The organism is Bacteroides neonati, from assembly GCF_000499785.1.
Classification (GTDB): Bacteria; Bacteroidota; Bacteroidia; order Bacteroidales; family Bacteroidaceae; genus Bacteroides; species Bacteroides neonati.
Genome location: NZ_HG726020.1, coordinates 998,128 through 1,015,771 on the forward strand (window position 1 = coordinate 998,128; position 17,644 = coordinate 1,015,771).

A 17,644-nucleotide genomic window follows, 5' to 3' on the forward strand; every position below is an offset into this window, starting at 1 on the left:
TTCATAATAAGCCCAATAACTAAACGCAAATAAGTACTAAGAGAACTCTAATAAATAATGTAGAGGTGATTTTTCTATTACTATTAACTTAATGAATCCAATTTATCGTTTTCGTCTACTATTTACCGATGGGATAGTGTGCTCAGGTTCTACCTGATCCGATAAAGCTCTTTGTTATAACTTCATTTTTTTATTTATATGATAAAATAATATATTAAATATTGTTTGGTATATAAATATATTTAATATATTTGCCGATAGAAATAAAAAAAACATATATATATTGCTTCTAATAGCAAACGGAATGCTTATTTATTAAGTATGAAACAAAGCTATTCTTTATATTTAATGCATAAAAGAACTTTCAATGGCATGATATTGATTGGTTGATATTATGAAAGATGCTCAAAATGAGTCTCTTTTTTCGAAGTGACAAATTCTTCTTTTATAAAGTTCTCTTAGAACTTTAATAAATAATGTAGAGACAACAAATGTATTTTTTTTATCACACAAATTAACTTAATCTAAATGAAAACAAAAAAGAAAATTCCAAGCATCTCAAAAGCATTCGCCTATGGAGATTCGTGCTCTCGGTACATAGTACTGGCCGTTTTTTTTGCATTACAGACATCGGTAGTTTTAGCAGAAAAAGCATCTGCAACACTGACTACAAACGAGATTCTACAAAAAAAAGTCTTCACAGTTACCGGATTGATTACCGATCAGAATGGAGATCCTGTTATTGGGGTTACTGTATTGGTAAAAGGAACAACAAACGGAGTTATCACCGATCTTGATGGCAAATATTCAATTAAAGCGACCGAAGGAGCTGTTCTTCAGTTTTCTTATATCGGATACACCACACAAGAGAAGAAGATAGAAGGAAAAACACTCAACGTACGTATGGTTGAAGACGCCAAAGTACTGGAAGATGTTGTTGTTGTAGGATTTGGCCGCCAGAAAAAGGCAAGCGTTGTTGGTTCGATCAGCGCCATCAAACCGGAAGCTTTCAAACTGCCGACGAGTTCTCTGAGCAGCAGTTTAGCAGGACGTATCGGGGGTGTGATTGCTGCCCAACGTTCGGGCGAACCGGGAGCCGACGGTGCCGAATTTTGGATTCGAGGCATTGCAACCAGCGGCAGCTCTACACCTCTCATTTTATTGGATGGCGTACAAATATCCGCAGGCGATCTAAACAGTATCCAACCGGATGATATTGAAAGCTTTTCAGTCTTAAAGGATGCCAGTGCCACAGCTCTATACGGAGTACGTGGAGCCAATGGTGTGATGCTCATCACCACCCGTGTAGGCAAAAGTGATGAGAAATTCCGCATCAATGCCCGTGTAGAAAACTCTTGGAGCATGCCATCTTATTCGTTGGATATGGCCGATGGCGTTACCTACATGGAGATGTATAATGAGGCGCTCCATAACGATGACCCTACAGCCACCCCGATGTATAGTCAAGAGCAAATAGAGGGAACCAGAAACAAACTGAATCCTTACTTATTCCCGAATGTAGACTGGAAAAAAGAGATATTCAAAAATGCAACCATGAACCAAAGAGCCAATGTAAACGCATCGGGCGGAGGACGCATTGCTCAATATTTTATTTCTGCCGGTATGTATCGCGACACCGGATTGCTCAAAAGTATCTCGCATTCGAGTTTCGATAACAATATTGATGCCCGGCGCTACAACTTTCAAGCCAATGTAAATGCCAATATTACCAAAACAACGAAAGCATCTATTAAGTTAAGCACCGTTATTTCGGACAACAAAGGGCCTGTAACGGCAACCCAAGATGTTTACCAACAAATTATAACCCGAACCAATCCTGTTAATTTTCCGATCATGTTCCCCTCCGGTTCGGGACCACAAGGAAATGAGAGCAACATTCTGTATGGTAATAAGAATTTTGGAGGACAGGTTTACTATAATCCCTATGCAGAAGTTGCCAAAGGTTATGTAAATACATTTGCCACCACAGCTATCACGACATTCGATCTGAAACAAGACTTATCGATGGTAACCAAGGGACTCTCTGCCCGGGGTATGTTCTCTTATAAAAACTGGAATTCGCAAACATTCAAACGCTATTTCAAACCATTCTATTATCAGGTAAACCAATCCGGTCAAGACCCAGATGGAAATTACAATTACACACTCGAAGGCATCAACACAGACGGTACAGACTATCTTCAATATGAACAATCGAGTACCGGCGACCGTACCCTCTACTGGGAAGGTGCTATTGACTATGCGCGCGATTTCGGTAATCATAGCGTAACGGGAATGTTACTCTACTATCAGCGACAATACAATCCTTTTGCGCCAGGCTCTCTGTTCAATGCAGTTCCTTATCGGACCACCGGTTTGGCAGGCCGCTTTACATACGGTTTCGACAGTCGTTACTATGCCGAAGTAAACTTCGGATATAACGGAACCGAGAACTTTGCACAAAACAATCAGTTCGGCTTCTTCCCCTCCATTGCATTAGGGTACAACATTGCTAATGAAGCCTTTTTCGAACCACTAAAAAAGGCAATCAACGAACTGAAGATCAGAGGTTCGTATGGACTTGTCGGTAACGACCAGATTCAAGGTGCCCGCTTTCCCTATTTAACGGAAATTAGTATGGGAGGAGGTCCTTCATACACCTTTGGACAAACATTTAACAATGGATACACGGGTGTAGGATTCACCCGTAACGGAAATGAGAAAGCAAAATGGGAAGTCGGGAAAAAGCTAAACGTAGGAGTTGACCTCGAACTATTCGGAAAGTTAAATCTTAGCTTGGACTACTTCATGGAAAAACGTACCGGCATTTTCTTAAAGCCCGAAACGGTACCTACCTGGTTAGGATATGGCAGTGTGATCCCTTATTTTAATATGGGAGAAGTGAAAAACAGCGGCTTCGAAATGACATTCAATTACAACCATGCATTTAATAAAAACACGACACTGATGCTTCAAGGCAACTTTGTCTACGCACATAATGAATGGGTAAAAGATAACTTACCGACCAGCTTATACCCTAATATGAGTCACATCGGCAATCCGGTAAACTCCATTTACGGTCTTATAGCCAACGGACTTTTCAAGGATTATGATGAGATACTGAATAGCCCCGCACAGAAATTTGGCAGCGGTGCGAAACCGGGAGATATCAAATATCAGGACGTTGCAGACGATATAGCCAACGGTAAAGGTATCACCTCCAATGACCGTGTGCTTCTAGGACGTCCTACAGCACCCGAAATCACCTATGGCTTTGGTGGCACATTACGATATAAGAAATTTGATGTAGGACTATTCTTTCAAGGTAATGCCCGCACATCATTTATTCTATCGGCTGGTACAATGGCGCCTTTTGGCCGTTGGAATGCCAATGTGGCGCAATGGATTGCCGACAGTTATTGGTCGGAAAGCAACCCAAACATCGATGCAACTTACCCCCGCCTATCAGCACTCGGAAGCGAAAACAATCATCAGAACTCATCCTTTTGGTTACGTGACGGTTCGTTCTTAAAATTAAAGAATGCAGAAATAGGCTATACATTCAAGTTCTTAAGAGCTTATGTAAACGCAACAAACCTACTTACGTTCTCCGACTTCAAGCTATGGGATCCGGAGATGGGTGGCAATGGATATTACAAATATCCAACACAACGTGTAGTTAACTTAGGTGTACAATTCAACTTTTAATAACAAGAAAAATGAGAAAATCAATCATTCTGGCATCCCTCTTTGCGATGCTCACCATATCCTCCTGCGATTACCTTGATGTAGTTCCGACCGAAATTCCAGTACTTCAGGATGCATTTAAAGACAAACCATCTGCCGAACGGTTCTTACTCGGAGGAATCTACGGGTATATACCGGTAGAAAGCTCGATTGCTAATAATCCGGCACACCTAAGTACCGACCAGTTGGATATTCCTTGGAGAAACGACAAAAGTAACTTTTTAGCTTATCATATCAATCTGGGTACGTTAGATGCAGCCAGTCCCTATTACGATCTGATGAATCTATACAAAGGATCTCGTGAAGCATACCTCTTTTTACAGAATATCGACAAAGTGCCCGGAGTAGAAGAGGACATCAGACAACGTTGGAAAGCAGAAGCCAACTACCTGATCGGTTATTTCCATTTCTGCCTGTTCAGACAATACGGTCCGATTATCTTATCCAGAGGAATTACAGAAATGGATGCTCCGGATAATGAAATTTTCGCGAAACGCCGACCGGTGGATGAATGTGTAGCTTTCATTCTTGAAAAAATAAATTATGCAATCGCCAACGGGCTACCCGATAGAATTGAAACTCCTGCAGATTACGGACGCATCACCACGCTGATTGCGCAGAGTATGAAAGCACGTGTTTTACTATACCATGCCAGCCCATTGTTTAACGGCAATGCCAATTATACCGACTTTGCGAATAGCGATGGGGAGAAGCTGTTTCCGGAGACCTTCAGCAACCAGAAATGGGAAGCAGCAGCAGATGCTGCTCTGGCAGCAATTAATCAGGCTCATGCAACAAACATTGCACTTTATAACTGTAGAACCAATAGTACACTTACTTTTGCTGACCCGGCTACACTAACGCGTGCTACCAATACAACGGGTATCACTCCGGTAAATAATAAATTTGTCAACTACAACCAGTTGTCAGCCGAAAAACAAAGAGAGTATGATTATCGCTACTCCATGGTAGATCCTTGGAACTGCGAATTAATCTGGGGATTCACCAACATTGAAGGAAATCAAACCTGGCAGCGCCACTCCATGCTACGTCCATACGTATTTAATGGTATGTCGCCAACACTAAAAATGGTCGAGACTTATTATACCAAAAACGGACTCCCCATCGACGAAGATCCGGCATTTGACTATGATAATCGCTACCAATTAGTTGCAGCCAATCAAACTGGTGAAGTAACAACCGAATCGACTCCAAAGTTACACCTCGACCGCGAACCACGTTTCTATGCCAGTGTTGCTTTCGATGGCAGCGTTTACGAGCTAAGAAGTTCAAACATTGTTTGTGAGGTACGAAAAAACAAAGCATATGGAAAACAAACTCAAGATGCTTCTTCAACGGGGTATTTGGTAAAAAAAGGAGTTCACCCCAAATCGGACTCTAAAGGAAACGGACAGACAAAGGATATCATCAAGTATCCGTTTCCAACCATTCGTTTAGCCGAATTATACTTAAATTATGCCGAGGCACTCAATGAATGCGAAGGAAGCAAGCGAAACGTAGATATCATTATCAGCTATCTCGATAAAATAAGAGAGCGATCGGGAGTACCCGGTGTACGACAAGCTTGGGCAAAAGCCAAACACCCCATCACTTCATTCTCAAAAGACGAATTAAGAAAGATCATCCACACCGAAAGAAACATAGAGCTTTCTTACGAAGGGCATCGTATGTGGGATGTACGTCGCTGGCAAGAGCTGAAGCAAGAGTTTAACGGTCCGATATATGGATGGAATGTTGACGGTACGACATCGGAATCCTTTTACAACACAAGCACTGACAACGTAGCAACTCCCAAAGTGGTAGGCGAACACAATATTCCTTCGGAGTATTACGGCCTATGGCCCATTTCGACCTCGGAGTTGCAAAAGAACAGCAATCTTGTACAGACCAAAGGGTGGTAAGTACCTCTAGGAATAGGAAGCAGAAGGGAGTATCCAAAGTCTCTCTTTAAAAAGATCTCTCCCACCACAAGTGATTGTGACGGGAGAGATTTTTGGCATCAGCATTCAAGTGCTCATGCGTTTCATTACTCGACATCTAAACCTTCAGAGTTACGGTAACGAATAACGATTACCGAATCTGAATATTGTTGGGGGTTATCTTTTGGACCTATAACAACAGCTCCTTTAGCGACAGCTCCTTTCTTCTTAAGCCATTCAGACTTATCTACTCCCTCTTTCAAGGTCAATAGTATCACGCCATGCTTCGCTTTTTCGCCATAAATAGATACGGCCGTTTTGTCTTTCAGTACAGATATGGATTCAATCCAATCAGGAGGAATGGTTTCTAACTTAGAAGCGAAAATCTCTTCTCCATCTACAATTAGCAATGGATCGGGTTTTCCACGTAAAACGATAGTCGGCACAATGTCTTTTTGTACACCCGCTCCAATAGCCCTAACTTGTGGTCGAACAGAATCGATCTTGACCGTTGTCGCAGGTACAAGAGGTGTAGCCACTACTGTTGCCACCTCACGAATATGAGTGGCCTTCACTGTAGCAGGTTGAAGAGGGGTGGACTTCAGCGTGTCACGCACTAATTGCTCTCCTGTCATTTCTTCCACTTTTGTTTCTACAATTGCCGCCAAATCATTAACTTTGATCGCTGAAATCTCATTGACTGTGTCGGAGATTTCGGGACGGGCAAAAGCAGTTACAGCGATAGCTGCCAACGGAAGTACATACAGGTACTTCAGACGTGCCCACGGATTTGATTTTTCTTTTAACATCATAGTGATACGTTTTTTAAGTTTACTGTGATTAAAGCTGTTGGCCATAGAGTAGAGCCTTGTGCCAACGGCTTTTTTTATTAATAATAATTGATACTCTTTCGGATTGACACCCTCGCGGATCACTGTTTCATCGGCCTCGTATTCATGTATATTCTGTAGCTCTTGCTTCAAAAGCCACGATGCCGGATTGAACCATTGAAAGAAAATACAAATATCAGCTATCAGCAAGTCTATCGAATGGCGGTAACGAATATGAGCCTTTTCGTGGATCAGTATTTCGCGTCCGTTCTCTTCGAAATCTTTTTGCGAAATAACGATAAAATTTATCCAACTGAATGGTGCTATATTTTTTTGATGTACAATGCGTATTATACCGTCTGGCAGTTTTTCCCGATGCCCCGAACGAAATAGTCTTACCATTTGCCACAAAGAATAAAGATGACGTCCGATAAAGAAGAAAACACCTATTAAATAAACAAGTAATGCCATTTGCATCCATGTTACAGAGAATTTCTCTGTTTCCGGCGTCACCACTGTGGATGAATCTCCTGCCATCATCAAAAGCATCTCAATCGACAACACGGCTTGATGCACCTCTCCGTTTGCTGCAGTGGAAACCTCGATCAAAGGAATGAGAAGTGATAGTAGTAAAATACTTAAAAGCACTATCCGATTGAAGCGATGAAACGTTTCGCGGCTTAGCAACAAACGGTAAAACAAGTAGAATCCTGCCAGGCAAAGGGTTGTTTTTAGTATATAGACAAAGAAGGTTCCCATAGTGTATCGCGTTTTATTGCTTGTTTGCCTTTTCTACCTCATCAATCAGCTCTTTCAGTTCTGCCAACGAAATATCTTCTTCTTTGACCAAGGAGGAAACTGCACTCAAGTAAGAATTATTAAAGTATTTACTGATCACATTTTTCAGCGTGCCCTTGCGGAAACCTTCCTCATCGATCACGGCATAATACTGATAGGTATTTCCATATACCTGATGCTTGAGGTAACCCTTCTCCTCAAGCCCACGCACAATCGTAGACAAGGTATTAAAGTGAGGCCTGGGTTCTTCGTAAAAAGCGAGTATTTCCTTCACAAACAGAGGCCCTTTCTTCCAAAAAAAGGTCATCAGTTCTTCTTCTTTGGTTGTTAATCCTTTCATCTTCGTATATTTTTTATGCAAATAACGAAAACTTTTAGTTTGCAAACTAATTCATTTAGTTAAAACAAACTAAAGCATTTAGTTTTAATAAAAATAAACCGGAAATAAAAATCTAAAAATTGAAAAGAATGCCTTACAACAAGCTGTGAATAGGGCAAGAATGAAAAGTTGTACAAGAAACATTATTTTAAAAATAAAACGTGTATCTTCGCCACGTTTTTAATAAAAAAAAGAAGTAAACATGAAAAAAACTATTTTGTTGGTAGCACTTAGTGTCGCTACCTTAAGTGTTAATGCACAGAGTTTATTGCGCGGCAGCAAGTTCACAGACAATTGGTCGCTTGGGGTTAACGGCGGAGGGGTTACACCACTTACCCACAGTGCCTTTTTCAAAAACATGCGTCCTACTGTTGGTGTTGAATTAAGCAAACAATTGACTCCAGTCTTTGGCTTTGGACTCGAGGGAATGTGGTCGGTCAACACAAGTTCAAGCCTTACGGCATTCGATCATTCAAATGTAAGTTTATTGGGTAAGGTCAATTTGAATAATCTATTTTTCTCTTATACCGGCACTCCACGTGTATTCGAGGTAGAAGCCGTTGCGGGAGCAGGATGGTTACATTCATATGCAATCGGTTCGGGTGATGCTAATTACCTTTCGAGCAAATTTGGCTTGAACCTAAACTTCAACCTGGGAGCAGAAAAGGCTTGGACCATTGCTGTAAAACCTGCGTTGGTGTACAATTTAGAGGGAACGGAAAATACCGGATGCCGCTTCGATGCCAACAATGCCGCAATAGAACTAACCGCCGGTATCGTTTACCATTTCAAAGGAAGTAACGGAAAGCACCACATGACGTTGGCCAAAGCTTACAACCAAGCTGAGGTGAATGACCTGAATGCAAAAATCAACGACCTGCGTACACAAGCTCAGGAAGATGCAAAGAATGCACAAGCATTATTGGATGCAGCTAACAGTAAAATCAGTGGTCTGGAAACTGAGTTGAAAGATTGCCGCAAGCAGGGTCCTATCGTAAAAACAATTACCAACACCAACCAAACATTGGAGTCGGTGGTTACTTTCCGTCAGGGAAAAACATCTATTGAGGCCTCACAACTACCCAATGTAGAGCGTATCGCGACTTACATGAAGAGTCATCCTTCTTCTACAGTGGTTATTAAAGGTTATGCTTCGCCTGAAGGCAGTGCAGAGATCAATGCAAAGATTGCTCAACAGCGTGCCGATGCTGTGAAAAACTCTTTGATGAGTAAATACGGTATTGCATCAAACCGCATTGCGGCCGAAGGCCAAGGTGTTGGCGACATGTTCTCTGAACCGGATTGGAATCGTGTAAGCATTTGTACGCTCGACGAAAGCAAATAAGCAGCGTTAACTACGTGCTTTCGCACTTACAGAAAGCAAGTGGTTAACCCACAGTTTCGAATAGTAACATCCCCCTTATTTTACTTTGCTCAGTTGGGTAAAGTTAAAATAAGGGGGATGTTTATCTAAAAGAGAGCGATCGTTTATTCATCACTGATCTCTTCTTGAGTGGTCTCTGTTTTCACATTTTTTATTTTCTTCAACCGCCCATTCTTTCGCAACGCTTCAGCTATCATCCACTGAAGTTGACCATTGGTGCTACGAAACTCGTCGGCTGCCCATTTTTCAATAGCGTCCATCGTTTCGGCATCGACCCGCAAGACAAAACTTTTCGTTGAAGATTCTTTTTTAGCCATTGTTATTATCTACATTTTACAAAATATTGCGTACTTATGCGCGTTTAACGTAACAGTTGACTACCGCTCCTTGTTCATAAGAATAAGTGTATACTCATCAAAATTGGGAAAAAATAAAATCGCCAATAAAGAACAAGTCTCCAAAAAACAGAAGACTAAAAATCAGAAAAGCAATACAGGTAGACCAGCTTATGCGCCCCTCTTGGTCGGACATACGGCGCACACGCATCAACGAGCTTCTCAAAAAGTCGCCAACGATTAATAGAATGAGAATACTCAATATCAACCCACGCCATGACTCCAGAAAGAAGGCATCGATCTCACCCAAAATAAACGTGAGTATGACTGCTATCAGAAAGAAAGTAGCATACAGCAAATCTTTTCTTTTCGAATTCATCTCTTTTCCTCCTTATATAGTAAGACAATTAATGATTTAGCGTTCCCGTATTGATCACCGGCTGAGCAGCCTCATCGGCACAAAGTACCACTAGTAAATTACTCACCATTGCAGCTTTCTTCTCTTCATCCAGTTCAACAATCTGCTCTTCGGAAAGTTTATGTAAGGCCATTTTCACCATCGAAACAGCTCCTTCTACAATCTTTTCGCGAGCCGAAATAATGGCCGAAGCCTGTTGGCGACGAAGCATTACCGCAGCAATCTCCGGTGCATAGGCCAGATAATTGATTCGAGCTTCGACTACTTCCATACCCGCCATGGCTAAACGTTCATTTAGCTTTTGTTCCAATTGGTCGTTGATTTCATCGCCACCCGAGCGAAGGGTTAGTTCGGAAGGATTGCCCGCCTCGCTATCATCATAAGCATACTGTCCGGCTACCTGACGAAGTGCGGCATCGCTCTGAATTTTAACGAAGTTCTCAAATGCAGTCATACGACCAACCACTGCATTGGCGGCAGCTGCTTGGTTTCCACTGGTACCGCCGGTAGTCATTGCCATGGTTTGCGAATCGATCTCGAACATCGCTTTATAGGTATCTTTCAGTTTCCATACCAATACAAGACCGATCAGAACCGGATTACCGATCTTATCGTTTACCTTAATCGGTTCTACATCCAGATTGCGTGCGCGCAGTGATAACGTCTTCTTATTCATAAAAGGATTGACCCAAAAGAATCCGGTATTCCTAAAGGTTCCTTTATATTGACCAAAAAACACCATTGCCCGTGCCTCATTGGGCTCTTGAGAAAAGTAGCCCGGAATACACAAAATAAACAACACAAGACATAACGCCACGAGCAGAAAGAGCAAAGTACTCCCCATCAACCAGCTGAAACATAACCAGCAAGCAATAGGGAGTAAAATCAAATGTACAAACAGCACCATAAAGCCATTCATAACAAAGCCACTAAAATCTTTTTCTTTTATTTCCATAATACATAGGTTAATTGATATTATTTTGATATCACAAAAATATCATATATCACTATAGGTGAACAAACAAAATAAAAGAATAAACAGTTGATTAACAATATTTAATAAGAATCACAAGTCAAGTCTTTCTTTCAACAGCCGATAGCCCGAATTACTGACTCTTAATTGCTCTCCATTTTTCAATAACAATCTATAGTTGTCTTTCCCAAACAATTCTACACGAGAAATGTGTTGTAAATTCACAATACTAGAACGATGGATACGCACAAATCCGGTATCGGGCAAATGTGCCTCAAAATACTTCATGGTTTGCTCCTTTACATATTGCCCCGAAGAGGTAATCAGCGCCACATAATCGCCACAGGCTTGAATATATAGTACGTCAACAATCGGGATGAGGTGAATGCGAGTACCGTCCTTCACCGTAATGCGATCGATTGACTCTTTGACTCGCTCTATCGGTTGCGACTGCATTTCTTGTTCCTCAGCCGCTTCTGTGTTAATCAGTAGCAGTTCGCGCACTGCTTGCAAGCGATAGCCCAGCAGAATAAGAAGCCATCCGAGCAAACCGATAAGCAACCGAAATGGCAAAGTAGCAAGGAATGGCGCATACACCGCTCCCAACAAGGTGCCGATGGCTTCTTGCACAATAAAACTACCACCCAGCCAAAACAGCATAGCAAACACCGTCATCAACACATCGACTTGAATCAACGACACGAAGTTGACAACAAACCATGAAAGATAGGCCAAAACAAAGAATAAAGCAATTGAAAATACTCCATCGAGAAGAGCAGGCAGCAAATCGGCAGAAGCATATTCCATCAAAAAAGCCGTCTGCAGCACTACTGCCAATAATGCCAATAACAGGGCAGACAGCCAACGCTTAGGAGTATTGACAAGGGGATTAGCCTTCATCGTATCAACTTTTTAATTCGACTCCACCCAACAATACCGAACCACGAATAACCAATATCCGGCCTTGATCTACCGTTGCAGCTTGAAAGCGTTTATCATCGCATCCACCTAGTATGGTACTACATTGTATATTCACCTTCCAGTCGGAGGGCAGATAAATTTCAATACCGCCGAACGTACAATCAAGATCGATATACGTTTCGCCCGGAGCCAAAGCGGTGCGCCTTAAATCGACAACCGTACCTCCAAAAAGATTACGAATACTGGCTCCTTTAAAAACCTCATCGAGTACGACCTGACGGACACTCCCAAATAAATTCTCGGAACGTAGAAAACCATCCACAGGCTGACTCTGACGATCATCGGTATGAAACTCGGTTTTCATCCGATTTTGCCAGGATGATTTATGATGAGAGCGTACAAAAAATGAAAGTCCGATAAGCACCAATGCCAGCGGGAAAGCTAAATCGCCCATGTGAATAGGAAACCAAGGCAGGTTTAATCGCGATATTAAGAAACAGCCTCCGATAGCCACAAGCACGAATCCGCTGAAAAGTTTTCGTTGAAAGATCGAATAAAGACCGATAACAATAAGAAGCATTTGCCACGACACGAATATCCGAAACAAAGAAGTTTCGATCCATCCCATATTACGTGCAAAAAGTAATATACCCGAAACAATGAATAGGAAGGCAACCAGATACTTACTAATGATGCCTTTTGACGCTGAAGTTTGTTTATGATCCATAATGCTGATTTTAAGTGATTACAAATGAATGATTTGAAACATGACAAAGATACTTTAATTTATTTCCCTCCAAAATGCTTTATCGCTCATTTCGGGTCAATAATCGATGAATCATCGATTACGGTCGACGAATTCGGCAGACATAATGTTAACAAACACCCTTGCAGAAAATAACACCGTCCCTTGTTCGTCTCTCACTTTATTGCTAACTTTGCGCTTCAACCCGAAAACTTAAAAAACCAAAGAAATAATTATGAGAAAGATAACACTGACGCTAATGCTTTGTATGGCTTGTTTGATGGCTGCGGCACAAACGAAGCAGACGCTCGAACTGAAAGACGTGGTAGCAGGTAAGTTTCGCCCGCAAGGTATCCGCAACGTAGTACCGATGACCGATGGAGAGCATTACACGCAAATGAATGCCGAAGGAACCCAAATCACCAAGTATTCGTTTAAAACAGGCAAGCCGGTAGAAGTACTTTTCGATGTAGCAAAGGCACGCGAATGTAATCTGAAGCATTTTGACAGTTATCAATTCTCTCCCGATGGCAGTAAGCTACTCATTGCTACCGAAACAACACCGATCTATCGCCATTCGTACAAAGCGGTACACTATCTCTATCCGCTCAAACGCAATGAGGCAGGTGTGACAACCAATAACATTCTCGAGCGTCTCTCAGACGGAGATCCACAGCAAGCACCCGTATTCTCGCCGGATGGAAACATGGTTGCTTTCGTGCGCGACAATAACATCTTCTTAGTGAAACTGCTCTATGGAAGCAGCGAAAGCCAAGTAACCGAAGATGGTAAACTGAATGAAATCATCAACGGCATCCCCGACTGGGTTTATGAAGAAGAGTTCGGCTACAACCGCGCATTGGAGTTTAGTGCCGATAATACGATGCTTGCCTATGTACGCTTCGATGAATCTGAGGTTCCTTCATACAGTTTCCCTCTCTTTGCCGGCGAAGCACCTAAGATGGATGCCTTTCAAGACTATCCGGGAGAATACACCTATAAATACCCCAAAGCAGGCTATGCAAATTCAAAAGTAGAGGTACGCACCTTCGATATCAAATCTAAAGTAACACGTACCCTCAAAGTACCTGTCGATGCCGATGGATACATTCCACGTATTCGCTTCACCAGTGATCCGAATAAACTGGCCATTATGACATTGAATCGCCACCAAAACCGTTTCGATATGTATTTTGCCGATCCTCGTTCTACGGTTAGCAAATTGGCTCTACGCGACGAAAGCCCTTATTATATCAGCGAAAATGTGCTGGATAATATCCGCTTCTACCCCGATAACTTTAGCTACATCAGCGACAAAGACGGCTACCCGCAATTATACTGGTATAGCATGAACGGCAATCTCGTTAAGAAAGTAACAAATGGTAATTTTGAAGTAAAACAATTCCTGGGTTACGATCCTACCGAAGAGGCTTTTTATTATAGCAGCAACGAGGAAAGCCCCATGCGTCTGGCTATTTATAAAACCGACCGCAAAGGAAAGAAAGTAAAGCTTTCACAGCAAGCAGGAACCAACAATGCTATATTCAGCCCGAACATGAAGTATTACTTGAATACATACTCGAGCCTGAACACTCCTACACTTATCACCCTCAATGATAATACGGGAAAGGTGCTGCAAACGATGGTCACCAACGATCAGTTAAAACAAACATTGGCCGGAATGGCCGTACCGCAAAAAGAGTTCTTCACATTCAAAACACCTGAAGGTATCGAGTTGAACGGTTGGATGATGAAACCAACCGATTTCTCTGCCGGCAAGAAATATCCGGTATTGATGTATCAATACAGCGGACCGGGCTCTCAGGAAGTACTCGATCGTTTTGGAATTAGCTGGGAAACGTATATGGCAAGCCAAGGCTATATCGTCGTTTGTGTAGATGGTCGCGGAACAGGCGGACGAGGAAGTGAGTTCCAAAAGTCTACTTACCTGAATCTGGGAGTAAAAGAGGCAAAAGACCAAGTATATACAGCACAATATCTGGGCACATTACCCTATGTTGACAAAAGCCGTATCGGTATCTGGGGATGGAGCTATGGCGGTTATACTACGTTGATGAGTATGAGTGAAGGAACACCGGTATTTAAAGCCGGCGTAGCTGTAGCAGCACCTACCGACTTCCGCTTTTATGATACGGTTTATACCGAACGTTTTATGCGCACACCCAAAGAGAATGCTGAGGGGTATAAAGCAACTTCTGCTTTCACTCGGGCAGATAAATTAGCCGGCAACTTATTGCTAGTACACGGTATGGCTGATGATAATGTGCATTTCCAGAATGTGACCGAATATGCCGAGCATTTGGTACAGTTGGGTAAGCAGTTTGACATGCAGATATATACGAACCGTAATCACGGTATTTACGGTGGCAATACACGCCAACACCTATACACCAAGTTAACAAACTTCTTCAACACACAACTCAATGGCCGATAGAGTACGCAAGCCCGAATGGCTTAAGATACGTATCGGTGCCAATGAACGATACACCGAAACAAAACGCATTGTTGAATCCCACTGCCTGCATACTATATGCAGCAGTGGTTTGTGTCCCAATCGCAGCGAATGCTGGGGCAAGGGAACAGCCACGTTTATGATAGCTGGCGAAGTGTGTACACGTAGTTGTAAGTTTTGTAATACCCGATCGGGGCGGCCACTTCCACTGGATGCGGGAGAACCTGTACATGTAGCCGAATCGATTGCACTAATGAAGCTATCTCATGCCGTTATAACTTCGGTAGACCGTGACGATCTGCCCGATTTGGGTGCCGGTCATTGGGCACGTACGATTACAGAAATTAAACGGATCAACCCTCAAACGACGATTGAAGTCCTCATACCCGACTTTCAAGGACGATCTTCACTGATCGACTTGGTGATTCAGGCCAAACCGGAAATTATCTCACACAATATGGAAACAGTGCGACGCATCAGCCCGATTGTTCGCAGCGCAGCTCATTACGAGACAAGCCTTTCTGTTATTTCCCACATTGCCGAAAGCGGCATAGTATCCAAAAGTGGAATCATGGTGGGCCTAGGCGAAACGACAAGCGAGGTAGAAGAATTGATGGATGATTTGCGAAGTGTCGGTTGCCAGATTATAACGATCGGTCAATACCTGCAACCAACGCATAAGCACTACCCTGTAGCAGAATATGTTACTCCTGCTCAATTCGATAGTTATCGACAGATAGCTCTTGCAAAAGGCTTCGCACAAGTTGAAAGTGGCCCTCTGGTTCGCTCCTCGTATCATGCTGAGAAGCATATAGTTCAATAATTCATTCGGGTAACCAAAACTAAAATGAACTCTTTTTTGTTCTATAGGGAAACAGACAAAATACAATGAAAGTCAGCATGAGACATAAGGGAGTATTATCTTCTTCTTTTAATATGTCATTGGGTTTTTTCCCCGTTATTGTCACTATTATATTATGTGAATTTATAACGCAAGACACAGCAATCTACATCGGTACAAGTATGGGTGTAGCTTATTTATTCTATTCGACACGCAATAATACGAGTAAAATTCCAAACTTTATTCTGTATATTTCGGTCGGTATTCTGGTATTATTAACTTTGTCAACTTTCATTCCCGGGCACTATATCCCCGCACGATCCTTACCATTGACTCTCGAAGTGAGTATTCTTATCCCGATGATGATACTGTTTCAGCATAAGCGTCAATTTATCAATCATTTTCTAGAGAAGAAAGAGTCCTGCAAGCGTCGTTTCTTTGCACAGGGAGCCGAATCGGCTATTGTATCGGCGCGTATTGTATTAATATTTGGCGTTTTACATTTCATACTGATTAGTTTAGGTATTCTATCCAGCAAAGGTCAGTTGGATAAAGAAACATCTATTTTGTTCTACAAAGTGATTCCTCCTGCCATCTTCGCTTTGGCTATTGTACTTAACCAAATCGGTATTCGTTACTTTAACAAACTAATGCTGCATACAGAATATGTACCGATTGTTGATACCAAAGGAAATGTTATTGGAAAAAGCCTGGCTATTGAGGCGCTGAACTACAAACATAAATATATCAATCCGGTCATTCGTATTGCAGTCTCGGTAAATGGTAAATTGTTCTTATGCAACCGCTCTATGAAATGTTCTTTCGACAAAGGAAAGGCAGACTATCCAATGGAATGCTACCTACACTTCAACGAAACACTGACTTGCGGTGTAGAGCGAATACTTAAGCAAAGTTTCGGAGAAACAAAAGGACTGCACCCTACCTTTAGCATTAACTATCATTTTGAGAACAAGCAGACCAACAGACTCATCTATCTCTTTCTTCTCGAAGTAGAGGATGAGTCTATATTAAATCTACCACGCTTTAAAGAGGGTAAATTATGGGGATTTCAGCAGATAGAGGACAATTTGAACAAAAACTTCTTCAGTGAATGTTTTGAAAAAGAATACGAACACCTAAAATCGGTTATTGATATAAGAGAAAGATACAAGGTATCTTAGCCAAATCGGGCACTTTCCCTTGCCACTCTTTTACGGTGCGCGTTTTTATGTATTCTCCCTCGCATGTTATATTAGCAGCAATGCAAAGTTTAGTTTGCGGACGGCAATTCAAAAGAATATCATCGACCATCTTATTATTCCGATAAGGTGTTTCGATAAACAATTGAGTCTGGCTTTCGCCATAGATGCGTTGTTCGAGTACCTTTAATCGTTTGGCACGCTCGGCTGGTTCAATCGGCAGGTAACCGTGAAATGCAAAGCTTTGTCCGTTAAAACCGGAACCCATCACCGAAAGAATAATCGATGAAGGCCCTACCAACGGAACCACTTTCAGGTTTTTACGTTGTGCAATAGCCACTACATCGGCACCCGGATCGGCAACAGCGGGACAACCTGCTTCCGAAATCACTCCCATTGACTCACCATGCAGCAAAGGTTTCAGGTATCCGGAGATATCTTCGGGCGAAGTATGTTTATTGAGCGGATAGAATTGAAGGGTATCAATATCGATCTCACGCTCTACTTTTTTCAGGAAGCGACGTGCCGAACGAATATCTTCGACAATGAAGTGTCTGATATTCAAAATAACTTCTTTATTATAAGAAGGCAACACCGATTCGATCGCTGTGTCGCCAAGTGTTACGGGGATGAGGTAAAGGGCTGTTTCCACGTTGGGATA

General features: G+C 42.2%; 14 protein-coding genes. 6 read left to right on the forward strand and 8 right to left on the reverse strand.

What is annotated here, in order from left to right:
- Positions 1–528 precede the first annotated feature (528 nt).
- Positions 529–3,708: a SusC/RagA family TonB-linked outer membrane protein gene (locus TY03_RS07200; RefSeq protein WP_052332420.1), complete on the forward strand. Its 3,180-nt coding sequence runs from the start codon at positions 529–531 to the stop codon at positions 3,706–3,708.
- 11 nt (positions 3,709–3,719) lie between these two features.
- Entirely contained in the window at positions 3,720–5,669 is a 1,950-nt protein-coding gene (locus TY03_RS07205) for a RagB/SusD family nutrient uptake outer membrane protein (protein ID WP_081713067.1), read from the forward strand.
- 125 nt (positions 5,670–5,794) lie between these two features.
- On the opposite strand, the gene TY03_RS07210 is transcribed toward TY03_RS07205, so the two are convergent.
- Together TY03_RS07210 and TY03_RS07215 are read right to left on the reverse strand one after the other, a co-directional pair.
- A complete protein-coding gene (locus TY03_RS07210) occupies positions 5,795–7,276 on the reverse strand; it encodes a M56 family metallopeptidase (RefSeq protein WP_081713068.1) in 1,482 nt (493 codons plus the stop codon).
- A 13-nt stretch (positions 7,277–7,289) separates the two neighbouring features.
- Positions 7,290–7,655 (reverse strand): BlaI/MecI/CopY family transcriptional regulator, encoded by a 366-nt coding sequence (locus TY03_RS07215; protein ID WP_042368605.1) that lies wholly within the window; start codon positions 7,653–7,655, stop codon positions 7,290–7,292.
- A gap of 241 nt (positions 7,656–7,896) precedes the next feature.
- Between TY03_RS07215 and TY03_RS07220 the strand changes: the two genes are divergently transcribed.
- The gene (locus TY03_RS07220) at positions 7,897–9,039 is read left to right on the forward strand and encodes an OmpA family protein (protein ID WP_042368607.1); all 1,143 of its coding nucleotides are present in this window, start codon (positions 7,897–7,899) and stop codon (positions 9,037–9,039) included.
- Positions 9,040–9,182: 143 nt separating this feature from the next.
- Here the strand turns inward: TY03_RS07220 and TY03_RS07225 are convergent, their stop codons facing one another.
- The 5 genes from TY03_RS07225 to TY03_RS07245 form a co-directional block, all read right to left on the reverse strand.
- The gene (locus tag TY03_RS07225; RefSeq protein WP_042368609.1) at positions 9,183–9,395 is read right to left on the reverse strand and encodes an Arc family DNA-binding protein; all 213 of its coding nucleotides are present in this window, start codon (positions 9,393–9,395) and stop codon (positions 9,183–9,185) included.
- Between the two features lie 97 nt (positions 9,396–9,492).
- Positions 9,493–9,792, reverse strand: a complete 300-nt coding sequence (locus TY03_RS07230) for a hypothetical protein (protein ID WP_042368612.1) — start codon at positions 9,790–9,792, stop codon at positions 9,493–9,495.
- Between the two features lie 28 nt (positions 9,793–9,820).
- Positions 9,821–10,786, reverse strand: a complete 966-nt coding sequence (locus TY03_RS07235) for an SPFH domain-containing protein (RefSeq protein WP_042368615.1) — start codon at positions 10,784–10,786, stop codon at positions 9,821–9,823.
- 111 nt (positions 10,787–10,897) lie between these two features.
- Complete coding sequence (locus tag TY03_RS07240; protein WP_042368616.1) at positions 10,898–11,704, reverse strand: LytR/AlgR family response regulator transcription factor; 807 nt, start codon at positions 11,702–11,704, stop codon at positions 10,898–10,900.
- Between the two features lie 4 nt (positions 11,705–11,708).
- Complete coding sequence (locus TY03_RS07245) at positions 11,709–12,452, reverse strand: LiaF transmembrane domain-containing protein (RefSeq protein WP_042368618.1); 744 nt, start codon at positions 12,450–12,452, stop codon at positions 11,709–11,711.
- A 253-nt stretch (positions 12,453–12,705) separates the two neighbouring features.
- Here TY03_RS07245 and TY03_RS07250 point away from each other — a divergent pair, with 253 nt between their 5' ends.
- From TY03_RS07250 to TY03_RS07260, 3 genes are all read left to right on the forward strand, one after another.
- Complete coding sequence (locus TY03_RS07250; RefSeq protein ID WP_042368620.1) at positions 12,706–14,925, forward strand: S9 family peptidase; 2,220 nt, start codon at positions 12,706–12,708, stop codon at positions 14,923–14,925.
- Complete coding sequence (gene lipA / locus TY03_RS07255; protein WP_042368622.1) at positions 14,915–15,766, forward strand: lipoyl synthase; 852 nt, start codon at positions 14,915–14,917, stop codon at positions 15,764–15,766. Before TY03_RS07250 ends, lipA begins: the two co-directional genes overlap by 11 nt.
- 77 nt (positions 15,767–15,843) lie before the next feature.
- Positions 15,844–16,965: a hypothetical protein gene (locus tag TY03_RS07260; RefSeq protein WP_042369272.1), complete on the forward strand. Its 1,122-nt coding sequence runs from the start codon at positions 15,844–15,846 to the stop codon at positions 16,963–16,965.
- On the opposite strand, the gene TY03_RS07265 is transcribed toward TY03_RS07260, so the two are convergent.
- Positions 16,931–17,635 (reverse strand): SAM-dependent methyltransferase, encoded by a 705-nt coding sequence (locus tag TY03_RS07265; RefSeq protein WP_042368623.1) that lies wholly within the window; start codon positions 17,633–17,635, stop codon positions 16,931–16,933. The two genes, TY03_RS07260 and TY03_RS07265, sit on opposite strands and share 35 nt — an antisense overlap.
- Positions 17,636–17,644: the final 9 nt, after the last annotated feature.

Coding starts and splice junctions, on each gene's coding strand:
- TY03_RS07200 (WP_052332420.1), top strand. CDS start 529: ATGAAAACAAAAAAGAAAATTCCAAGCATCTCAAAAGCATTCGCCTAT.
- TY03_RS07205 (WP_081713067.1), top strand. CDS start 3,720: ATGAGAAAATCAATCATTCTGGCATCCCTCTTTGCGATGCTCACCATA.
- TY03_RS07210 (WP_081713068.1), bottom strand. CDS start 7,276: ATGGGAACCTTCTTTGTCTATATACTAAAAACAACCCTTTGCCTGGCA.
- TY03_RS07215 (WP_042368605.1), bottom strand. CDS start 7,655: ATGAAAGGATTAACAACCAAAGAAGAAGAACTGATGACCTTTTTTTGG.
- TY03_RS07220 (WP_042368607.1), top strand. CDS start 7,897: ATGAAAAAAACTATTTTGTTGGTAGCACTTAGTGTCGCTACCTTAAGT.
- TY03_RS07225 (WP_042368609.1), bottom strand. CDS start 9,395: ATGGCTAAAAAAGAATCTTCAACGAAAAGTTTTGTCTTGCGGGTCGAT.
- TY03_RS07230 (WP_042368612.1), bottom strand. CDS start 9,792: ATGAATTCGAAAAGAAAAGATTTGCTGTATGCTACTTTCTTTCTGATA.
- TY03_RS07235 (WP_042368615.1), bottom strand. CDS start 10,786: ATGGAAATAAAAGAAAAAGATTTTAGTGGCTTTGTTATGAATGGCTTT.
- TY03_RS07240 (WP_042368616.1), bottom strand. CDS start 11,704: ATGAAGGCTAATCCCCTTGTCAATACTCCTAAGCGTTGGCTGTCTGCC.
- TY03_RS07245 (WP_042368618.1), bottom strand. CDS start 12,452: ATGGATCATAAACAAACTTCAGCGTCAAAAGGCATCATTAGTAAGTAT.
- TY03_RS07250 (WP_042368620.1), top strand. CDS start 12,706: ATGAGAAAGATAACACTGACGCTAATGCTTTGTATGGCTTGTTTGATG.
- lipA (WP_042368622.1), top strand. CDS start 14,915: ATGGCCGATAGAGTACGCAAGCCCGAATGGCTTAAGATACGTATCGGT.
- TY03_RS07260 (WP_042369272.1), top strand. CDS start 15,844: ATGAGACATAAGGGAGTATTATCTTCTTCTTTTAATATGTCATTGGGT.